Source organism: Solibacillus isronensis, assembly GCF_023715405.1.
Lineage (GTDB): Bacteria > Bacillota > Bacilli > Bacillales_A > Planococcaceae > Solibacillus > Solibacillus isronensis_B.
Map to the genome: position 1 here is coordinate 157,693 of NZ_JAMBOC010000002.1, position 17,094 is coordinate 174,786.

A 17,094-nucleotide genomic window follows, 5' to 3' on the forward strand; every position below is an offset into this window, starting at 1 on the left:
TAAATCCACGTAAAAAAGGCCGTCGAAACGACCTTTCCATTAGTTGTTTGAAATAACATTTTCACCAAAATATTTTTCCGAAATTGCTTCGAATGTACCGTCTTCTGTACGTTCTTTAATAATTTCATTTAACTTCTCACGGAACTCATCGTTTTCTTTATTTAAAATTAATGCGATATCTGTTGAATTGATCGCACCGTCCAGCACTTTCAACTTCGTATCCGGCTGTTCCTGCAAGTATGTCAGGAATGTCACGCGGTCATGGATTGTTCCATCAGCGCGGCCTTGTACAACAAGCTCGATTGAACTCATCAGATCATTTGTTGCGACAACTTCTGCACCAAGCGCTTCTGCATCGCGGGCAAAGTTACTTGTAATTGTTTGTGAAGATTTTTTGCCGTCCATGTCAGCCGGCTCTTTAATTTCTGTGTTATCTGTATGTACAGCAACAACCGCTTCTGATTTCATATATGGCGTTGAGAAATCATACTTTTCTTTACGCTCATCTGTAATCGATACGTTGTTAATTACGAAATCGTATTTATCTGTATCTAAACCCGCAATTAATGAATCCCATTTTGTTTCAACATACTCAGCTTCAACACCTAGATCTTTTGCAATCTGATCAGCAATTTCATATTCAAAGCCTGTTAATGCTCCTGATTCATCATGGAAGCTGAATGGAGGGAATGTTCCTTCAAGACCGATTTGAATTTTTCCGTCTGCCTGGATTTCCTCCAGTTTATTTTTTGCCTCGCTTGCGTTTTCATCTGACTTGTCGCCACCACATGCTGCTAAAACGAGCGCTGATAATGTAACGATTGATAATAATTTTTTCATGCTAAATGCCTCCGCTTTTAATTCCTAGTTATTTAATAAACTTTATATTATAACAGGGTAATAATAAAAACAATCTTTATTTTCTGAACAATTATTAAATTTAAAACTTTTAGTTAATAAGGGCTAGGAATCGTGCAAAATGCAGATAAAAAGTGCCAATTCCCTCAAATAGAAAATTGACACTAACTTTATAAATGCATGCCTGTCCATTGCCAAAAAGTAAAGTAGAAAAGCATGATGATGTATATATATAGGGGCATTAAAATGGCGCTAAGCTTTACGAGATTCCGCGCATCATAGGAAATATCCCCCTCCTCATAAAACAGCAGCAATGCTTTTGAGCTGACCGGCACCGTTACACAATAGTTCATCCCGATTAAACTTAAAAACACGACAGTTGAGGGGTTTACGGCGATTAACTCACTGAACAAGATCAGTCCTGGAATGAAGACTATGGCACGTGTCGTATGGGAAGTAATATACAGATGACTTGTTACGGTAATCGTTAGGATCATTAATACGATCAGCCAGTCCGGTGCACCGACAAACAGATGCAACACGCTGATCATTTCACTTTCTATCCATTCCACAATGCCCGTATCGACCAATACTTTGCCGAGCGCGGTCGCTGCAGCAACAAACATCACAAGATTCCATGAAACGGCATTCATTCCTTGTTTCCAGCTGATAATTCCGAAGTTTGGCATCATGAAAAGAATGGCACCGATTACTGTAATCAGTTCAATATCCAACCCGTGGAGGCTTTCCGTCATCCAGCCGATGATTAAAAATAATATGAGAACCATTGTCTTTTTTTCATCTTTTCCAAAAGGTTTTGTTACAGGAATCGTTTCATTACTTTCCAATTTCTCTACACTACCCCGTGGCCACAATGTCCATTTGATGACGATTAATGAAAGCAAGGTTACAACAAGTGCAAACGGAACACCCCATATTAACCACTGGATGTAGGAAATCGATTCACCGGCCGTACTTTCCAGAAAGCCGATGCCGATTAAATGGGAACCTGCTCCGATTAAAGTCGCCGATGTACTCATTAAAATGATTACCGGTGCAATAATCGCCAAAATACTTTGTTCTTTAGAAGAAAATTTCTCGCTGATTTGCTTAATAATCGGCATCGACAATGCTGCTCGCCCTGATGTTGAAGGGATAAAGAAGGCCGATGCAAACAATACCGAACTTAGTCCAAGCACGACATTTTCTTTTTTATTCGATTTACTTAAGATGAACAGCGTCAGTCGCTCGGCCAGCCCTGATTTTTTAACGGCTTCCCCGATAATAAACGCGCCGATCATAAGCCACACGACTTTCTCGGATAATGAGTTGTACAATAAATCAGGCTCTGCCGCATTCATTAAAATTATAAATGCAATAAGGGTCATTGCCACCCAGCCTGCTGAAAATTTCGTTGTCACCCATAACGTCATCGCTGATAAAAATGCAAAAAGGGATACTTTTGCACTGTAATCCAAATCTTGAATGAAAATAACGGCAATCAGGATTAGAATGTGTATGGATATAATGATCGCTGTCTTATTCGGCATCGATTGTATCTTTGATTTCAGGCGATTTTGCTTTTGTTTATTTCTTTCTACTTTGCTAGACATGTTAAATGGCTCTTTCTTTTCTATTTTCTTTATTGGCTATTTCCATGCCAATTGAAACTTTACGTAAAATTGATTCCGTACTTTCCTCGATCCATTTCGGTGCTTTTTTAATCGCCTTTTCCAAAGATATCGGTTTTTGAATGATGCTGCTGTAGGCATCAATCCCGGCATGATAGTTCAGATTTGCGCCTTTTCCGATTGTTCCTGTAATCGCGATGACCGGGATGTGATTCTTTTTCGCAATGCGTGCAACCTCAGCAGGGATTTTCCCGTTCGGTGTCTGAAAATCAAGACTGCCTTCCGCTGTTAATACGATATCCGCCGTCAGAATTTTTTCTTCTATATTGATATATTTCATGATGATATTGAACCGTGGATGCAACGTGGCACCCGCAAATGCAATCAGTCCCGCACCTAACCCGCCGGATGCCCCGCTGCCCGGTAATGAACGAACATCCAGTTCAGTTGCTTGTTCAATCAAATCCGCATAATGATCAAGCGTAGATGCTAGTTGTTCCACCTGTTTTGGTGTAGCTCCTTTTTGAGGTCCAAATATATGCGCAACCCCTTTTTCCCCGCACAGAATATTTCCCCAGTTACACGCAACATTGATCGAAACGTTCTTTAACCGTGGATCAGCATTTTCCGTATCAATGGTATTGACAGCCATTAAATCTTCTCCGCCATTCATTTGGACAATTTGCCTGTTTTCATCTAAAAACTGAACGCCCAATGCTTGCGCCATTCCTGCACCCCCATCCGATGTACCCGAATCCCCGCAGCCAATCAGAATATTTTCAATGCCCATATTAAGTGCCGCAACAATCAATTCCCCTACACCATAAGTAGTCGTTTTCAACGGGTTTCTTTGATGGCGCGGCACGAGTTTCAAACCTGCCACCGCCGCCATCTCAATGACCGCAGTCCGTTTCCCGTTCTCTTCATAAATACCAAAATAGCTTTTAATCTTTTTGCCGACCGGTCCGGTTACTTTTTTATAAACTAATTCTCCGTCCTTTAAACGAACAATTGTCTTCACGAATCCTTCCCCGCCATCAACCATTGGCATTACTTCCAAATCAATGGTCGGGTCAAAACGTCTTACCCCCCGTTCCATCGCTAATGCGACATCCTCTGCATCCAAACATTCTTTAAACCCTGATGGTACGATTACAATTTTCATTAGGCATCCCTCCAAAATTTATTAATTGTAACTTTACCATCCCAAAATTAGAAAATACTGAGAACTCTATTGGATTACGATGATAGAACGAGGAGTGCGTTTAACAATTGGAAATGGCGCTGTTCCTCGTTGCAAGGAAAGCGCCCTTCTTTTAATCTACTATTCTTCATAAATCATTTTCTTTGTCATCCCGCCATCGATTGTCAGATCCGTCCCTGTAATAAAATCATTTTGCGGGTTCGCTAAATACAGACAGGCACGTGCAATATCATCCGGTTTGCCGACGCGGTTTGAAAAATGCTGGGCATGGTCGGAAGGTCTGAGGGCATCGTAGTCTCCTGTTTCAATCCATCCCGGCGAAATGCTGTTTACCGTTATGTTGAGCTCACTGAACGAACTTGCCAATGCATGAGTCAGGGCAAGGATTCCTCCTTTTGATGCCGCGTAGCTTTCTGAATTCAGTTCGGACATGACGGCACGCGTTGAAGCAAGATTGATGATTGCCCCACCGTTTTTCATCAGCTTTGCCGCCTCACGTGAACATAAAAAGACACTCCGTAAATTCGTATTGATGATGTCATCCCAGTCTTCAAGCGATAATTCAAGCGGTGAAATCCATTTCCCTTTTCCCGCATTATTGATCAAAATATGAATCTCGCCAAAACGGTCAGCTGCCATTCCCATCAGTTGACATACACTCTCTTCACTGCGCACATCGGTCTCGGCAAAAATGGCGGAGTACCCTTCTTTTTGGAGTTCCCCTGCCAGCTGGACACCTAAGTCATGTTCGATATCTGCGATGATAACATTCGCACCGGCTTTTGCAAAATGGGTTGCTACGGAGCGCCCGATTCCTTGCGCTGCCCCTGTTACGATCACGGTTTTGTTTTGGAACATTGGTTGAATTCCTCCTTTATAAATTGCTTAGTAAGAGTGTAACTGAAATGGGTTGAGATTTCGTGTTTGAGGTTGTGCTTTTTTGCCGGTGCAAGCTTTGATTATCACTTTATTGAGTGACGGGGCGGATTTTTATTAGAAAAGTTCGGGTACATATTAGAAGAGTTGTATGGGATTTTAGAACATTCGCATGCTTTTTTTGAATAGTTGGAGCACTTATTAGAAAAAATAGGATTTATATTTGAACATCTCACTTTTATTAGAAGATTTTTCGGGATATTAGAACAATGGAGAGCTTTATTAGAAAATCACCCTCACTGCAATCGATTCCGCCCATCTAGTAGAACGAGTAATTACCTCGCTTTCATGCTATAATAGATGGAGCGGATCGTTGCTAGTAAGGCAATGACAAAGGAGACAAAATAATGAGTCAACAAAATCAAGAAACAACACAACAATTACCTGAAAATTTCAGTGAATTAAAGAAAGCTGTAAACCGTACAGCAGATTGGGAAGCACGTTTAGATGCGGTACAGGAATTAGCGAAAATTAAAGCCGATGAATCAATTAAAATTTTGCAATATGTAGCGAAGGCCGATCTAGTAACAAAAGTTCGTGATGCTGCTGCGAAACAATTAAAGAAGATGGGTCAGCAAGTTGAACCGTCGGAAACACCGAAAGGCGAATTGTTCAAAGACCTGCGTAAAATTTTCAAACGTATTAAGAAGAGCTTGCCTGCGGACCACACGTACGAGGACTTCAAAGTAAAATTAGAAAAAATGCGTATCGATATTTACAACACATATGAAGGCGAAAAAGGTGCACAGTTTGACACTTGGCTGAAGGATATGTGGGAAACAACGACAACTCGAAAATAATTACAGTGAACACGGATTAATTTCCGTGTTCTTTTTGTTTCGTATACTCTAAAAATAGAAGAACATCAATTGAATTGATGTTCTCATTGGCACTTACCTCGGTGCGTTTCGATCTAAAATTGCGGACGTGTTATCTTCATGTAAATTATTCAAAGTCGTTGTCGTGCTGTCCACTTTGGCATATTCATTCAGCTCATCATTGGAATCACATCTGTTGTTTGTACTTCCACAGCATGGGCAAGTAGCGCTTTGCTGTCATTTGGTGAAAAGCCAAGCGTTTCTTCTACTTGCCGGTTTTTCATTTCTTCATTTTGATTCTTTTTCGGATTGTTCTTCATTTTTTACACCTCCTTTATTAGGATGTGTGATGCATCGTTCATTATGTAAAAAACAAAAAATAGCACTCTCCTTATTGGAAAGCGCCATTATGAAACTATTAATAATCTCTTTGAGCATCCGTTGCTTCAGCACTATCAAATACTTGTCTATCAATATATTTGTGGAAGAACCATTCCCCTAAACCGATGACTACAGCCGAAACAATGGCAGCTGCTACAATATTGTCGTTGTTTTCAGAATAGCTTTGTGCCATAAAGTAAATAACAATCGCTGCTAGAAGTACATCAGATAATGTTGCGATGATATTTCTTTTATCCTGCTCTGCGTGGGTACCAGCATTTTGGAAAATTCCTAAATCCCCAACAACATAAGCTAAAAGTGTTAACACTAAGCTGATTACTAATGTGTCGCTAAACGCAAAATCAAAAAATCCTGCAAGAATAATACCTAAAACTGCCGCAATCATCACAAATTTAATAACTAAAGCTTTCAAATGATTCATATAGAATTCCTCCTTTAAATTTGTTATACAGCTTTAATACCCATCTAATATATTTTTACTCATTTTAAGAGAAAATTATTAAATTAATATTTCGGAATAAAATTCATCATTCGTAAGTATATCTTTTAAAAGAATGGAAAAAATAGTGGAATAAACAGATGAGGTGAACATAGTGGGAATTTTTGATGGTTTGATGGGCAATGCAAGTGAATTGAAAGCAGAAGATGTTCAAAAAGAGATGGCCGAAATCATTACGAGTAATGAAGAAGTCAAGCATGCTTATAAAGTAATACGAGATACATTCATCTTTACAAACAAACGCTTGATCCTCGTTGATAAACAAGGAATGACGGGGAAAAAAACGGAATATATGTCCATTCCGTACAAAAGCATTACAAATTTTTCGATCGAAACAGCCGGAACTTTCGATTTGGATGCAGAGTTGAAAATTTGGATTTCCGGAAATAGCATCCCTCTTCAAAAGAAGTTTAATAAAGCGACGAATATTTATGCTGTCCAGCGCGTTTTGGCAGAAAATATTTCGTCTTCATAACAATTAAAACGAACGATTGTGATTGCTCCTTTCCGGGAAATCCGAATCGTTCGTTTTTTTGTTTCTTTTCTATTTTGTAATTTATGATATGGTAGAAGCAATATGGATATCAGGAAATTTTCCGTTATATTAGAACATGTCTGGAGTTTATTAGAACTTCCGCCGCACATATTTAAACATCGGGAACACTTATTAGAAGATCGTACATATATATTAGAAAAACACAGTTTTATTAAAACACTTTTAAGTTTATTAGAACATTGAGCGGTGATATTAGAACTTCTCTAAGAAAGCGAGGAACCCTTCATGCAAATCGAACTCGATACAAATACGAAAAAATGGATGCAGTCAAAAGGCAAGCCGGTTTCTGTAAAAACCATTTCGGTGAACGCCTGCTGTGCACCCCCTGTCCAGGAATTGATGACTCATCTAGGAAAGCCGAAAGATGTGCATAACTATCAGGAAATCAAAATCGATAACCTGTCCATTTTCATTGAGAAGCATCTTTCACATAATGAGAAAATCACACTGAAGCTTACAGGCATCGGTATTTTCAAAATGATTTCGGCAAAGTTAGGGAGCAATTAGTAAGCGATTCCCACACGCGCTTTTATAAATTCGTTGCTTTGCAGTAAGCTGTAGGTAAAATCCGCTGTATCCGGAACTGAAATTTGGCTGCCGTCTACCGGTAGAAAATTGCGTTCTGTCCGGTAGTTCCCGATCAGTTCCCCGTCCGGCAAATAGGTAGGACAGACAATTGTCCAGTCAAGGTTGGACTGCTGCAGTAACTCGTACACTTTATGGTGTTCTTCGGCAGCACGGGTTAACTTCCGCTTTGATTCGCTTGACTGATAGCGCAGCAGTTCCGGGCTGACCCGGCTTTGCAGAATGCCGGCAGTACCGATCGTGATGATTCGTTTGATGCCTTCTTGTTCCATCGCATCAATAAATAGCGGCATACTTTCGGTTAAAGTCGTTCCCCCATCTGTATTCAGTGCACTTAACACTACATCCACCCCATATATCGCCCGCGCAACATCTTCTTTCTTCAGCACATTCCCTTGAATAACTGTTAAATTTTCATGCTGATTTTCAATTTTGTCCGGTGTACGAACGAGAGCTGTTACATGATGGCCGTCCTTAAGTGCATTCATAACTAAATGACTTCCAACTCGACCTGTTCCGCCTAAAATTAATAGATTCATGAGTAAAACCTTCTTTCATATATGAATGAGCTTAAACAAATAAACAGTCGGCCCCGGATATCGGTCCCAACTGTCTAAATGGAATTAGTGCTGTGTAATTAATTACCCTTCAATATAATTCGCTTCCAGGCCGCGCGCTACTTCCTTCGTTTTATCCATAACTGCCCGGTGTGCCGCCGCAACATACAGCTCGTTTTCGTAAAAACGGAACGGTATTTCCTGGCTTTCATATTGCCACATGAAGAAGTGGCCGTTAATTTTCATATTGACACCGTCTTGTGTGACACTATAGAAATCTCGGTATTCGAAATCTGGTTTTGTCGCAAAGAAGTTTAGGCATTCCTGTAAGCTGAGCGTAGGATTCCCTTCCTGATCATGACGTGTAATTTTATATCGTGGATTCATTCGTGTATTCATTAAAAATCTCCTTTAATAACCATCTATCGTTTCATTATAGTTGGTTATGTTAGTTAAGGCAAAAGAGATCGTTCAGGTTCCTTAACGCTTCACTACATATTTTTACTTTGCTGCAGAAGTTTAGACTTCCCGGACCGTTCCCACTCTTCCACTGTCTCATATGCTTCTTCCGGAGAGTATCCTTTTCCTACTAGAACGCCCATAAGAATAAATTCCTGAAGAATATGAGTAGTGTTTATCCCTCTTTGAAAATCTTCTAATCCTTCTTTCACTAAAAATTCAGTATGCCGTATCCATTCATCCGGCGTCTTCCCAGAAATAACAGGGAATTCATTGCTGTGACCTCCGCCTTCTTTCATAGCCATTGCTGCAGCTTTCGTAGGGTGAACCGTTCCGAATGGATGGTTCGGCGGAGCGTAGATAGAATATAGTTTTAGTGGGACATTACCGGTATTTGTTAAGTTATGCCATGTTCCGGCAGGGATGAAAATGGCAAAGTCATCCTGGACATTTCTTCTGAAGTCTAATCGATTTTTATTTTTGCCCATTTGAGTTACCCCTTGCCCTTGCTCTATCCGTAAAAATTGATCGACATTCGGATGCATCTCCAGTCCAATATCTTCTCCCGGCTCCAGACTCATTAATGTGAGCTGCAAATGCTTCCCAGTCCATAAAGCCGTACGGTACGTATTGTTTTGCTTCGATGCCTCATTAATATTGATGACAAATGGGGTCGCTCCATAATCCTTTAACATCATTCCATTATTCCCACCGGAAACAGGAGAGGGATTTAATTGATTTATAGAAATAGCCCCATACGGGTATGTCCAGTAAGTCGGGGTTCCACCATAATTATACGGCGAAGAATTCATATAATATGGTGCTTGATATGGATACCCATAAGATTGATAATACATTTATTTCATTCCCTTCACAGAATCATCGTATTATCATATGCGACAGTTTTAAAAACGCCTATTATAGAATATAGTTACCTGTCCCTTTTATAGCTTTGTATCATAATTTATGTTCATTTTAAGTTTGTTTAAATCTTTATCAATTTTAGAAATTAATCTATGTAACTCTTCATTTTCAGAAGGGGTAAAGGTTTCGCCATTGCGTTCCCTTAAAATCACCGCTTGATTAATGAGTCTTAAACATGTTTTAATCAGTGCCAAATCCTTTTCGATTGCCTCTTTACTTATGTCTATTTCGCCCATTTATAACACTCCCTTCCATAAATTATATATCAGGAAGCACAAAAATACTCCCCTTTGCTTAAAGGAGAGTGTTTTTTCATATTTTATTCCCAAATAGCGGATGCCCACTCAGGATGATCGATAAATGGATTACGGTTATGCTGGTAATCGGTATATATAATTTCATTTCTTGTACGTTCAAAATTGTCGACCGGGTCTTGTTTATGCCATTGGAGCAGTACTGAAAGTTTCCCGTGATAAGGCGCCGTGCCGTTATTTACTTTATTATTTAATTCCAAATCTACTTCTCCGCTGTCCCCTTCATATCGAACCGCCATATAAAACAGCATACGGGCAACATCACCTTTTACGCTGTCTCTTGGCTCCCATGAATCAGAATCATAGTAGTTGCCCGATGCTTCTGAATGCTCGTTCCCGCCATTGTCAAAGTCAAGATTGCTTCGCGTACCGTTGACACTGACATCGGTTGGACGCAAGTGATGCAAGTCAGTTCCTGCACCCATCGATGTGCCAAAGCTACCATGCGATTTTGCCCAAACATGTTCACGGTTCCAGTCATTCACGTTCCCGCCGTTTGTAAATTTGCTTTGGGAGCGGCCTGTATAAAGAAGGATGACGTTATTCGAATTGTTCGGATCTTCATCTGTTTCGCGAAGAGCTGTCCATACATTGGAATACGAAATTTCGGTATGATCATCTATAATATTATGCAAAGCCGATTTTAAAGCTGTGCCGGTCTTCCCTATAGCTGCATCATAATAGGCACCCGTTGAAGGATTTGGTGTTGGAATCGGCTCAGGATCGGCAGGACTTCCCCCCACTATTTCAAATGCTGTACTATTTTTCAATCCAGGATGAGAAAAGTATGCGGACAAGGCACCCGTAATTTTTACGCTTTTCCCCATTAATGAAGGATTTGATTTTAATCCGTAAGAAGAGCGGAAAGAAGTTGGAATCTGTACATAAATCATGTTAGCGGTATTCGTTTCATTCGCATTGTCCGCTATAGCCAATGCATAGTCATTCGGAAAACTGCCTGTAAGGACCGTCGTTGTTGATGTAGGTTGTCCCACCACATAACCTTGAACTGTTTTTGTGGAGTTGTTTTGATTGCTGATTGCCTGAGATACGGAGTAAGGTGTCGACCATGACCCGTCCCCAGCTGCTGCATTTGTAACAGTAGATTGAAGAGGCTGAATTAAAATGAAAACAATAAGTACCCAAGAAAACAGTAGAGTTACATTTCGATTTTTAACCATTTTTCTCCTCCTAGTTATGCAATTTAAGTTCAATCAGCAAACGCCAACCAACTCCTCTTTATATTATCATAAAATTATTAATATTCCGTTAATTCTTGAAGTAAAATCGTTAAATTATTTAATTACTTGTTAAGAATGTGATGGAGTTATTTTAGGCACGTCAATAAAGCAAAAAGGCTAGAAAATGAAATAGTCCACTACTCCATTTTCTAGCGATTATAAACTTCATTTAAGCGATTGCCGGAATTTCACAATTTCCACAAGGCGATTGTTCATCATATCAACGGAGTCTTCAAAGTTATTCAAGTACCATTGAATGAGTAATCCGATAATGGCATTTGCATTGTAGGCATGCAAATATTTCTTTAACTCATTTTCATGCTTTACATAATCGGTCTCATCCATCAGCTTGCAGATTTCATCAAAGAGCATGTAATAATATTTCATCGACACATCTTCAGATAATACAATTTTGTAAAAATCCTCGTATTTTTTTACGTGGTCGAAAATCTTTACTGAATTTGGGTTTAAGTTCATTCCGCTGACGGTTAGTTCCAACCCTTCTTTAAATGGCTCATCATATGAAATTTGTAAATCCAGCATAATTTCTTCGAACAATTCCTGAAGTACATCGTCAACACTTTGATAATGGAAATAAAACGTCCCGCGATTAATCGTCGCTTCTTTACAAAGCTCGGTAATTTTAATTTGGGGCAATGACTTTTCCTTCAATAATAAAAGTAATGCTTTATGTATTGTTTTTTTCGTTTTGATAACACGAAGATCATTTTTATTCATGGCGACCTCCTTTATTGTACAATTCTATCAAATCTGTTGGATATCGTACAACACGAAGGTTTTTTGCTGATTGAAAACGCTTTAATTTGTGTATTATAATTTTATTGTACAGATGTATAATAATTATATTTCAGGAGGATGATTTCAAATGAAATTACAAGGTAAAGTAGCCATCGTAACTGGTGCAGCTTCTGGTATGGGGAAAGCAATCGCTGAACTTTATGCAAAAGAAGGCGCAAAAGTTGTCGTTTCAGATTATAACGGTGAAGGTGCAAAAACAGTAGCAGACGCAATCGTGGCAGCTGGCGGACAAGCAATCGCAAACAAGGCAAACGTAGCAGAATTAGCTGACATCGAGCGCATGTTTGAAGAAACTAAAGCAGCTTACGGTCAATTAGATATTTTAGTAAACAACGCTGGAATCATGGACGGCATGGAGCCAGTCGGTGAAATTACAGATGAGAAATGGGATCGTGTTTTCTCAGTAAATACAATGGGTGTAATGCGTGCTATGCGTATCGCAACGAACCTCTTCCTTGAACAAGGTCACGGTGTTATCGTAAACAACATCTCAGCAGGCGGTTTACGTGGTGCTCGTGCTGGTGCAGCTTATACTGCTTCGAAACATGCAGTTGCTGGTTTAACGAAAAACACAGGTTATATGTACGCTAACTCTGGCATCCGTTGTAACGGTATCGCACCAGGTGGCGTAATGACAAACATTCAATCATCAATGACAGGTGTTTCTGAGTTCGGATACAGCCGTCAATCTACTGGTCAAGGCACAATGCCTCGTGCTGGTCAACCGGAAGAAATCGCTCAGCTTGCATTATTCCTAGGTTCTGATGATTCAAGCTTCATCAACGGACAAGTCATTGCTGCTGATGCTGGTTGGACTGCATACTAATATTCATGTAGCTGTTTGATTAAATAGAGAGACAAAATTTTAGATCACTCGGATTTTGTCTCTCTTTTTTCTTGTTTTAAACAGACGCCGCTGCATCCTGATCAGCTTTCACACAATCGATTGCAATTACAATAGCAATGATGATTTTTTCCATGTCATCCTTAAATACTTCCACCTTGTAGCTATCCCCCCATGTAAACCATTCCTTGCTTACTTGTCCGATGACTTCCCCATGCTGTTTTACTGCAAAGTGCATATCCCACCAGTTCCCCTCAATTTCCACCCCAACTGCATCCACCGAATAGCGTGCCTTGAAAAGCGAGAGCTCCTTCTGGATTGTCAATACCTCTCGTCCTTCGACTTCCACATAAAATTTTGGCAGCAAGCTGAGCACCTTTTTCGTAATTAGCGCGACTTCATTTCTTGCTGTATCCATAATCGAGTACGTTTTCGGTATTTGCATAAAACTTCCTTCCACAAAATATACATCATTTTCGTGCTGATCCATTACCGTAAATTTTCCGCTAAGACTGAAAACCTTTTGTTTAATATAGAGCTGTTTCATTCAAAATACCTCCTTTAGTTAATACCTTTACGATTAAATGAGAAAAAAAGATTCAATCGCTAAAATGTTGATGCGACTAATAAAAATGAACCTTCCATCTCAAACTTGACTGGAAGGTTCACTTTTTCATTTATATTTCGTTAATAACGCTTCAGGAATATGGCAGTAATCATCCGGACATCTTGTTAACCGGTCCTGATGCTCTTCCGCACTTCTCACATAGTTAGTGAGCGGCAGCACTTCCACAACAATCCGGTCAGCATCCGGTCTCGCTGTAATATATGCCTTTGCATCAATCAAGTGTGCTTCGTTTTCGCTATAGACACCCGTTCGGTATTTCTCCCCTACATCCTCGCCTTGTTTGTTCACACTGTACGGATCGATGATTTCAAAAAAGTACCCCATTAATTCGCGCATCGATACAACATTCGGATCAAACTCGGTTTTAACACACTCGGCATACCCATCATAATCGCCGTCCAGAGTGGTTGTCGTTCCGTTTGCTCTTCCGGCTTCAGTAAATGTTACACCAGGCAATGTTTTCATAAATGCCTGTACACCCCATAAACACCCACCTGCAAAATATACAGTTTCCATCTCGGTCACTCCCCTATGTAAACTAGTCCTTTGTGCTATGTATGTCGATCTTTCATTCTCTCTACTATTAGTATACCATTTCAGGCTATTTATTTTTAGACTACTCTTTTAAAATTTCCGTACTATACTGATAATACAAAACGAAAGGGGTGTGTCCTATGAAAGATCAAACAGATGTCCTCGATCGGGGTCCTTTTTTTCATGGTACGAAAGCAGAACTAAATATCGGAGATTTATTGGAGCCTCTTCACTTATCCAATTATCAGGATAAGAAATCGAACTATATTTACTTTACCGCAACATTGGAAGCTGCAAAATGGGGTGCCGAATTGGCAAGATCAACAGCAAAAGAGCGAATTTATATTGTTGAACCATTAGGTGAATTCGAAAATGACCCGAACGTTACGGACAAAAGATTCCCAGGTAACCCAACACGCTCATATCGTTCGAAATCTCCTTTGAAAATAGTCGCCGAATTAGGTTGTTGGGAGCGCCATTCCGATGAAGTCATCAATCATATGCTGGCATCTTTAAAGAAATTAAGTGAAGAAGGGAAAAATGTAATTTACGATTAAACCGGTAAAAAGCCAGGTACACAATATGCTCTTGTGTGTACCTGACTTTGATTACTTACTGTCTCGATGTTGATCGGCTAACAACTTGTTTCGTAATGCTTCATCACTTGCATAAATGTAAAGCCCTTTAATCCCGCGCTTCATTAAAATATTAATCGAGTTCAGCACAATCTTTTCCTTCGCTTCGTTCACATCGGCAATGCCTTCCGTGCCTGAGTAGGCCCCTTTATCCATATACTTGCTCGGATCAATGACTATTTCGTCTTGGGCTTCGTCATATTGAACAGACGGTCCTAGTACAACACCTACGTAATTTAAATCAAACCCTTGAATCGTATAGATCGAGCCGGCTTCATGCACCGTTTCAGGCTTTTCCGCCCATGTATATTTCGTACTTGTCGTATTCCAAGCAATTTTGTATGCGCCGTTTGATTCGTTCACATAATACGTCCCGCCATCTTTTTTATGCAAGTAATCAAATGTTGAAACGACCCGGCTTAAGCCAAATTCACTGTTGCGCATCTTTATTGCATCATGCATATCCTTCATCGTTTCGAACACTTTGAATTCATAATTTTCATCATGAGGCAGCGGAAGCAGCTTTTTATTTTTGAAGGCATTAATCCAATTAATGACATCATCATTTGCCTGCATCCGGAACTGGTTCGTTAACTGGTATTCTTCGGTGTACGTACTTTGCTTCTTTAATTGTTCAAGTGTTGCCGCACCCCATAGACTCTTCAGTTTGAGCACCTGATTTTGGTCGTAAATGATGACGACGACTTTCGCTAACTTTAATAGTTCCTCCAAGTGATTATTGCCGTGGAAGTTATTATACGTATCCGGCTTTGTCAGCAATAAATGCGCTTCATCCACAAAAATGATGTCCGCCTTTTTATTGTCTCTTTGCAGCGAATTGACTAAAGGTGTCGGCTTTGCAAAGTTTTTCGCTTTTAAATGCTTTATCTGTTTCGCAATCCCTTTATAGGTCTTGAACATTTCTTCGTGATTCACGACCAGATAATTTTCTGTTTGATAAAGCGGTGACGAAGCTTCTTCCGCCCGTTCCTGAATCGTGTTGAAAATCGAGCTTAACACAACGCTTTTCCCGACACCCGCTTCACCTTCAATGACGAGTAAACTGCCGTATTCTTCAGGATTGGCACTTACTTGTTTCTCACAAAATTCGAGTACCTTTTCTTTCAGTTCAAGCTGCTCGAACGATAGTTCTTTAAACGGCGACAATTTAAAAATGTCTTTATTTTCAATGACATGCAGTTCATGATCGACCAGCTTTTGCTCGTGCAGCCTCTGCCAGATTTCTTTAAACAATTCTTGATCGTAATACGGCTTGTCGTAATAATTGTGTGTAAAATCGCTCGCCGTTTTACTTTTGTTTTGCAGCGTATATTTTTCATCACCAAGAAAATAATTAATCAGCTTCGTTTCCAGATGGAAGGTTGCCGAACGGTTGAATTTTTCATGCTTGATGAGGTTAATCTGACTGACGTTTTTACGGGCAGTTAAATGAGCTTTCATCCGGCTTTTAAAGTACACCGTCTCCCCAATATAAGCTTCTTTATTGCCATTTAACACGTAGATGACCGGGTAGTTCAGATAGTGTTCATTGTTATTAATCTGATTGATGCTTTCTTGCTTGAACGGCCAGGACAGTATTTCGATTGCTGACAAATTGCCACCTTCTTTTTTTAAAATCGCTGCTAATTATTATTTACATATTAGCATAAAGGATGATCATAAATCCCTCGTAAACCGGCACTTCGGAAAGCCCTGACAGCCATAAAATGACCCGCGCTTGCCATTACGCACTACCAAGTTACTACCGCATTTCGGACAAGCAGTATCTGTAGAAACACGAACAGGCTCAACGATTACCGGTCCTGCAGTAACGGGCTCCGCCTTTACTTTAATCACTTTTTTCTTTGCAGGTTTGGCGATTACTTTCACATATTCTAGATGGCGCTTTTTAATCTCCTTCTTTTGCTGCTTTGTATCGGGAACAAGTGCATGTAGCAACTGCGAAATCCTGCTAAGTTGTTCGCCTGATATTTCATTTATCGTAAATTGATTAATTGTTCGTTTTAAATGTTTTGTTTGAAGAACATGTGCTTCATGAAAAGGTTCTTTAAATTTAAATGTTGCCGCATTCGAAAACACGATTATTGAATGCAGTGGTACATCCATATTTAAGTAGTGCTGCAATGCTTTAATATGCGCTTTATTTTGCATGACCGGATTATAGAAACGTGACTTTTTCTTATAGATTGTTTGCGTCCAGTTTCTTTGACTTTCACTACCAAAGATCCACCCTGTATAATTTTTTGTTTCGATTACAAAGATGCCATTTGGCGAAAGTAATACATGATCGATCTGTGTCATTTCCCCATTCTTTTTTGGGACATACAAATCATTGTAAATCTTAACGTCCTCCCCTAAACTTTCCAGTATTTTGCGAATACGCCGTTCCCCAACATATCCTTTCAGCTGTGGTAAATAAGCATTAGAAACGAGTGAAGTTACTATAATAAAACCGATTGCTACATAAGTGTTCACCTTTAACAAAATTACTAATACCAATATGTATGAAAGTAAACCGAAAACTAACATTTCCTTCCCCCTTAAAAAGCCCTACTCTAAGTAGTTAGACATATATCATATTATCCAGTTTTTTACAACAATATCAACAAATCATTGCAAACAAAAAACC

The 17,094-nt window shown here is 39.7% G+C and carries 21 protein-coding genes; 5 read left to right on the top strand and 16 right to left on the bottom strand.

From position 1 onward, the window contains the following. Nucleotides 1-39: 39 nt before the first annotated feature. The 4 genes from M3166_RS12525 to M3166_RS12540 form a co-directional block, all read right to left on the bottom strand. Complete coding sequence (locus M3166_RS12525; RefSeq protein WP_251690178.1) at nucleotides 40-840, bottom strand: transporter substrate-binding domain-containing protein; 801 nt, start codon at nucleotides 838-840, stop codon at nucleotides 40-42. Nucleotides 841-1,028: 188 nt separating this feature from the next. Next, a complete protein-coding gene (locus tag M3166_RS12530) occupies nucleotides 1,029-2,471 on the bottom strand; it encodes an SLC13 family permease (RefSeq protein ID WP_251690179.1) in 1,443 nt (480 codons plus the stop codon). A 1-nt stretch (nucleotide 2,472) separates the two neighbouring features. Next, nucleotides 2,473-3,654, bottom strand: coding sequence for a glycerate kinase family protein (locus M3166_RS12535; protein ID WP_251690180.1), 1,182 nt, complete (start codon nucleotides 3,652-3,654; stop codon nucleotides 2,473-2,475). Nucleotides 3,655-3,813: 159 nt separating this feature from the next. Beyond that, nucleotides 3,814-4,551, bottom strand: a complete 738-nt coding sequence (locus M3166_RS12540; protein WP_251690181.1) for an SDR family NAD(P)-dependent oxidoreductase — start codon at nucleotides 4,549-4,551, stop codon at nucleotides 3,814-3,816. Nucleotides 4,552-4,976: 425 nt separating this feature from the next. Here M3166_RS12540 and M3166_RS12545 point away from each other — a divergent pair, with 425 nt between their 5' ends. After that, nucleotides 4,977-5,429, top strand: coding sequence for a HEAT repeat domain-containing protein (locus M3166_RS12545; protein WP_251690182.1), 453 nt, complete (start codon nucleotides 4,977-4,979; stop codon nucleotides 5,427-5,429). 188 nt (nucleotides 5,430-5,617) lie between these two features. Here M3166_RS12545 and M3166_RS12550 read toward each other — a convergent pair whose 3' ends face one another. Continuing rightward, nucleotides 5,618-5,767 carry a hypothetical protein gene (locus M3166_RS12550; RefSeq protein ID WP_251690183.1) on the bottom strand — a complete coding sequence of 50 codons (150 nt, stop codon included), beginning with the start codon at nucleotides 5,765-5,767 and terminating at the stop codon, nucleotides 5,618-5,620. Nucleotides 5,768-5,865: 98 nt separating this feature from the next. Further along, the gene (locus M3166_RS12555) at nucleotides 5,866-6,270 is read right to left on the bottom strand and encodes a DUF2512 family protein (RefSeq protein ID WP_251690184.1); all 405 of its coding nucleotides are present in this window, start codon (nucleotides 6,268-6,270) and stop codon (nucleotides 5,866-5,868) included. Nucleotides 6,271-6,442: 172 nt separating this feature from the next. Between M3166_RS12555 and M3166_RS12560 the strand changes: the two genes are divergently transcribed. Next, nucleotides 6,443-6,823, top strand: coding sequence for a PH domain-containing protein (locus tag M3166_RS12560; protein ID WP_251690185.1), 381 nt, complete (start codon nucleotides 6,443-6,445; stop codon nucleotides 6,821-6,823). A gap of 306 nt (nucleotides 6,824-7,129) precedes the next feature. After that, nucleotides 7,130-7,411: a CC/Se motif family (seleno)protein gene (locus M3166_RS12565; RefSeq protein WP_251690186.1), complete on the top strand. Its 282-nt coding sequence runs from the start codon at nucleotides 7,130-7,132 to the stop codon at nucleotides 7,409-7,411. Here M3166_RS12565 and M3166_RS12570 read toward each other — a convergent pair. The 6 genes from M3166_RS12570 to M3166_RS12595 all read right to left on the bottom strand — a co-directional run bounded on the left by M3166_RS12570 (nucleotide 7,408) and on the right by M3166_RS12595 (nucleotide 11,722). Then, complete coding sequence (locus M3166_RS12570) at nucleotides 7,408-8,028, bottom strand: NAD(P)-dependent oxidoreductase (protein WP_251690187.1); 621 nt, start codon at nucleotides 8,026-8,028, stop codon at nucleotides 7,408-7,410. The two genes, M3166_RS12565 and M3166_RS12570, sit on opposite strands and share 4 nt — an antisense overlap. Before the next feature lie 102 nt (nucleotides 8,029-8,130). Next, nucleotides 8,131-8,445 carry an excinuclease gene (locus tag M3166_RS12575; RefSeq protein ID WP_251690188.1) on the bottom strand — a complete coding sequence of 105 codons (315 nt, stop codon included), beginning with the start codon at nucleotides 8,443-8,445 and terminating at the stop codon, nucleotides 8,131-8,133. Between the two features lie 92 nt (nucleotides 8,446-8,537). After that, nucleotides 8,538-9,362, bottom strand: a complete 825-nt coding sequence (locus M3166_RS12580) for a cupin domain-containing protein (protein WP_251690189.1) — start codon at nucleotides 9,360-9,362, stop codon at nucleotides 8,538-8,540. An 87-nt stretch (nucleotides 9,363-9,449) separates the two neighbouring features. Continuing rightward, a complete protein-coding gene (locus M3166_RS12585; RefSeq protein WP_251690190.1) occupies nucleotides 9,450-9,665 on the bottom strand; it encodes a phosphoglycerate mutase in 216 nt (71 codons plus the stop codon). An 83-nt stretch (nucleotides 9,666-9,748) separates the two neighbouring features. Further along, a complete protein-coding gene (locus M3166_RS12590; RefSeq protein ID WP_251690191.1) occupies nucleotides 9,749-10,924 on the bottom strand; it encodes an endonuclease in 1,176 nt (391 codons plus the stop codon). Between the two features lie 225 nt (nucleotides 10,925-11,149). Next, the gene (locus tag M3166_RS12595; protein ID WP_251690192.1) at nucleotides 11,150-11,722 is read right to left on the bottom strand and encodes a TetR/AcrR family transcriptional regulator; all 573 of its coding nucleotides are present in this window, start codon (nucleotides 11,720-11,722) and stop codon (nucleotides 11,150-11,152) included. A 148-nt stretch (nucleotides 11,723-11,870) separates the two neighbouring features. On the opposite strand from M3166_RS12595, the gene M3166_RS12600 reads away from it, so the two are divergent. Next, nucleotides 11,871-12,629, top strand: a complete 759-nt coding sequence (locus M3166_RS12600) for an SDR family oxidoreductase (RefSeq protein WP_251690193.1) — start codon at nucleotides 11,871-11,873, stop codon at nucleotides 12,627-12,629. Between the two features lie 76 nt (nucleotides 12,630-12,705). On the opposite strand, the gene M3166_RS12605 is transcribed toward M3166_RS12600, so the two are convergent. Continuing rightward, on the bottom strand, nucleotides 12,706-13,194 hold the full coding sequence (locus tag M3166_RS12605; RefSeq protein ID WP_251690194.1) for an LURP-one-related/scramblase family protein: 489 nt from the start codon (nucleotides 13,192-13,194) through the stop codon (nucleotides 12,706-12,708). A 126-nt stretch (nucleotides 13,195-13,320) separates the two neighbouring features. Continuing rightward, nucleotides 13,321-13,791 carry a peptide-methionine (S)-S-oxide reductase gene (locus tag M3166_RS12610; RefSeq protein ID WP_251690195.1) on the bottom strand — a complete coding sequence of 157 codons (471 nt, stop codon included), beginning with the start codon at nucleotides 13,789-13,791 and terminating at the stop codon, nucleotides 13,321-13,323. 158 nt (nucleotides 13,792-13,949) lie between these two features. Here M3166_RS12610 and arr point away from each other — a divergent pair, with 158 nt between their 5' ends. Further along, on the top strand, nucleotides 13,950-14,366 hold the full coding sequence (gene arr / locus M3166_RS12615; protein WP_087617704.1) for an NAD(+)--rifampin ADP-ribosyltransferase: 417 nt from the start codon (nucleotides 13,950-13,952) through the stop codon (nucleotides 14,364-14,366). Between the two features lie 51 nt (nucleotides 14,367-14,417). On the opposite strand, the gene M3166_RS12620 is transcribed toward arr, so the two are convergent. Continuing rightward, nucleotides 14,418-16,058: a DUF2075 domain-containing protein gene (locus tag M3166_RS12620; protein ID WP_251690196.1), complete on the bottom strand. Its 1,641-nt coding sequence runs from the start codon at nucleotides 16,056-16,058 to the stop codon at nucleotides 14,418-14,420. 63 nt (nucleotides 16,059-16,121) lie between these two features. After that, nucleotides 16,122-16,994: a nuclease-related domain-containing protein gene (locus M3166_RS12625; protein ID WP_251690197.1), complete on the bottom strand. Its 873-nt coding sequence runs from the start codon at nucleotides 16,992-16,994 to the stop codon at nucleotides 16,122-16,124. Between the last annotated feature and the right edge of the window lie 100 nt (nucleotides 16,995-17,094).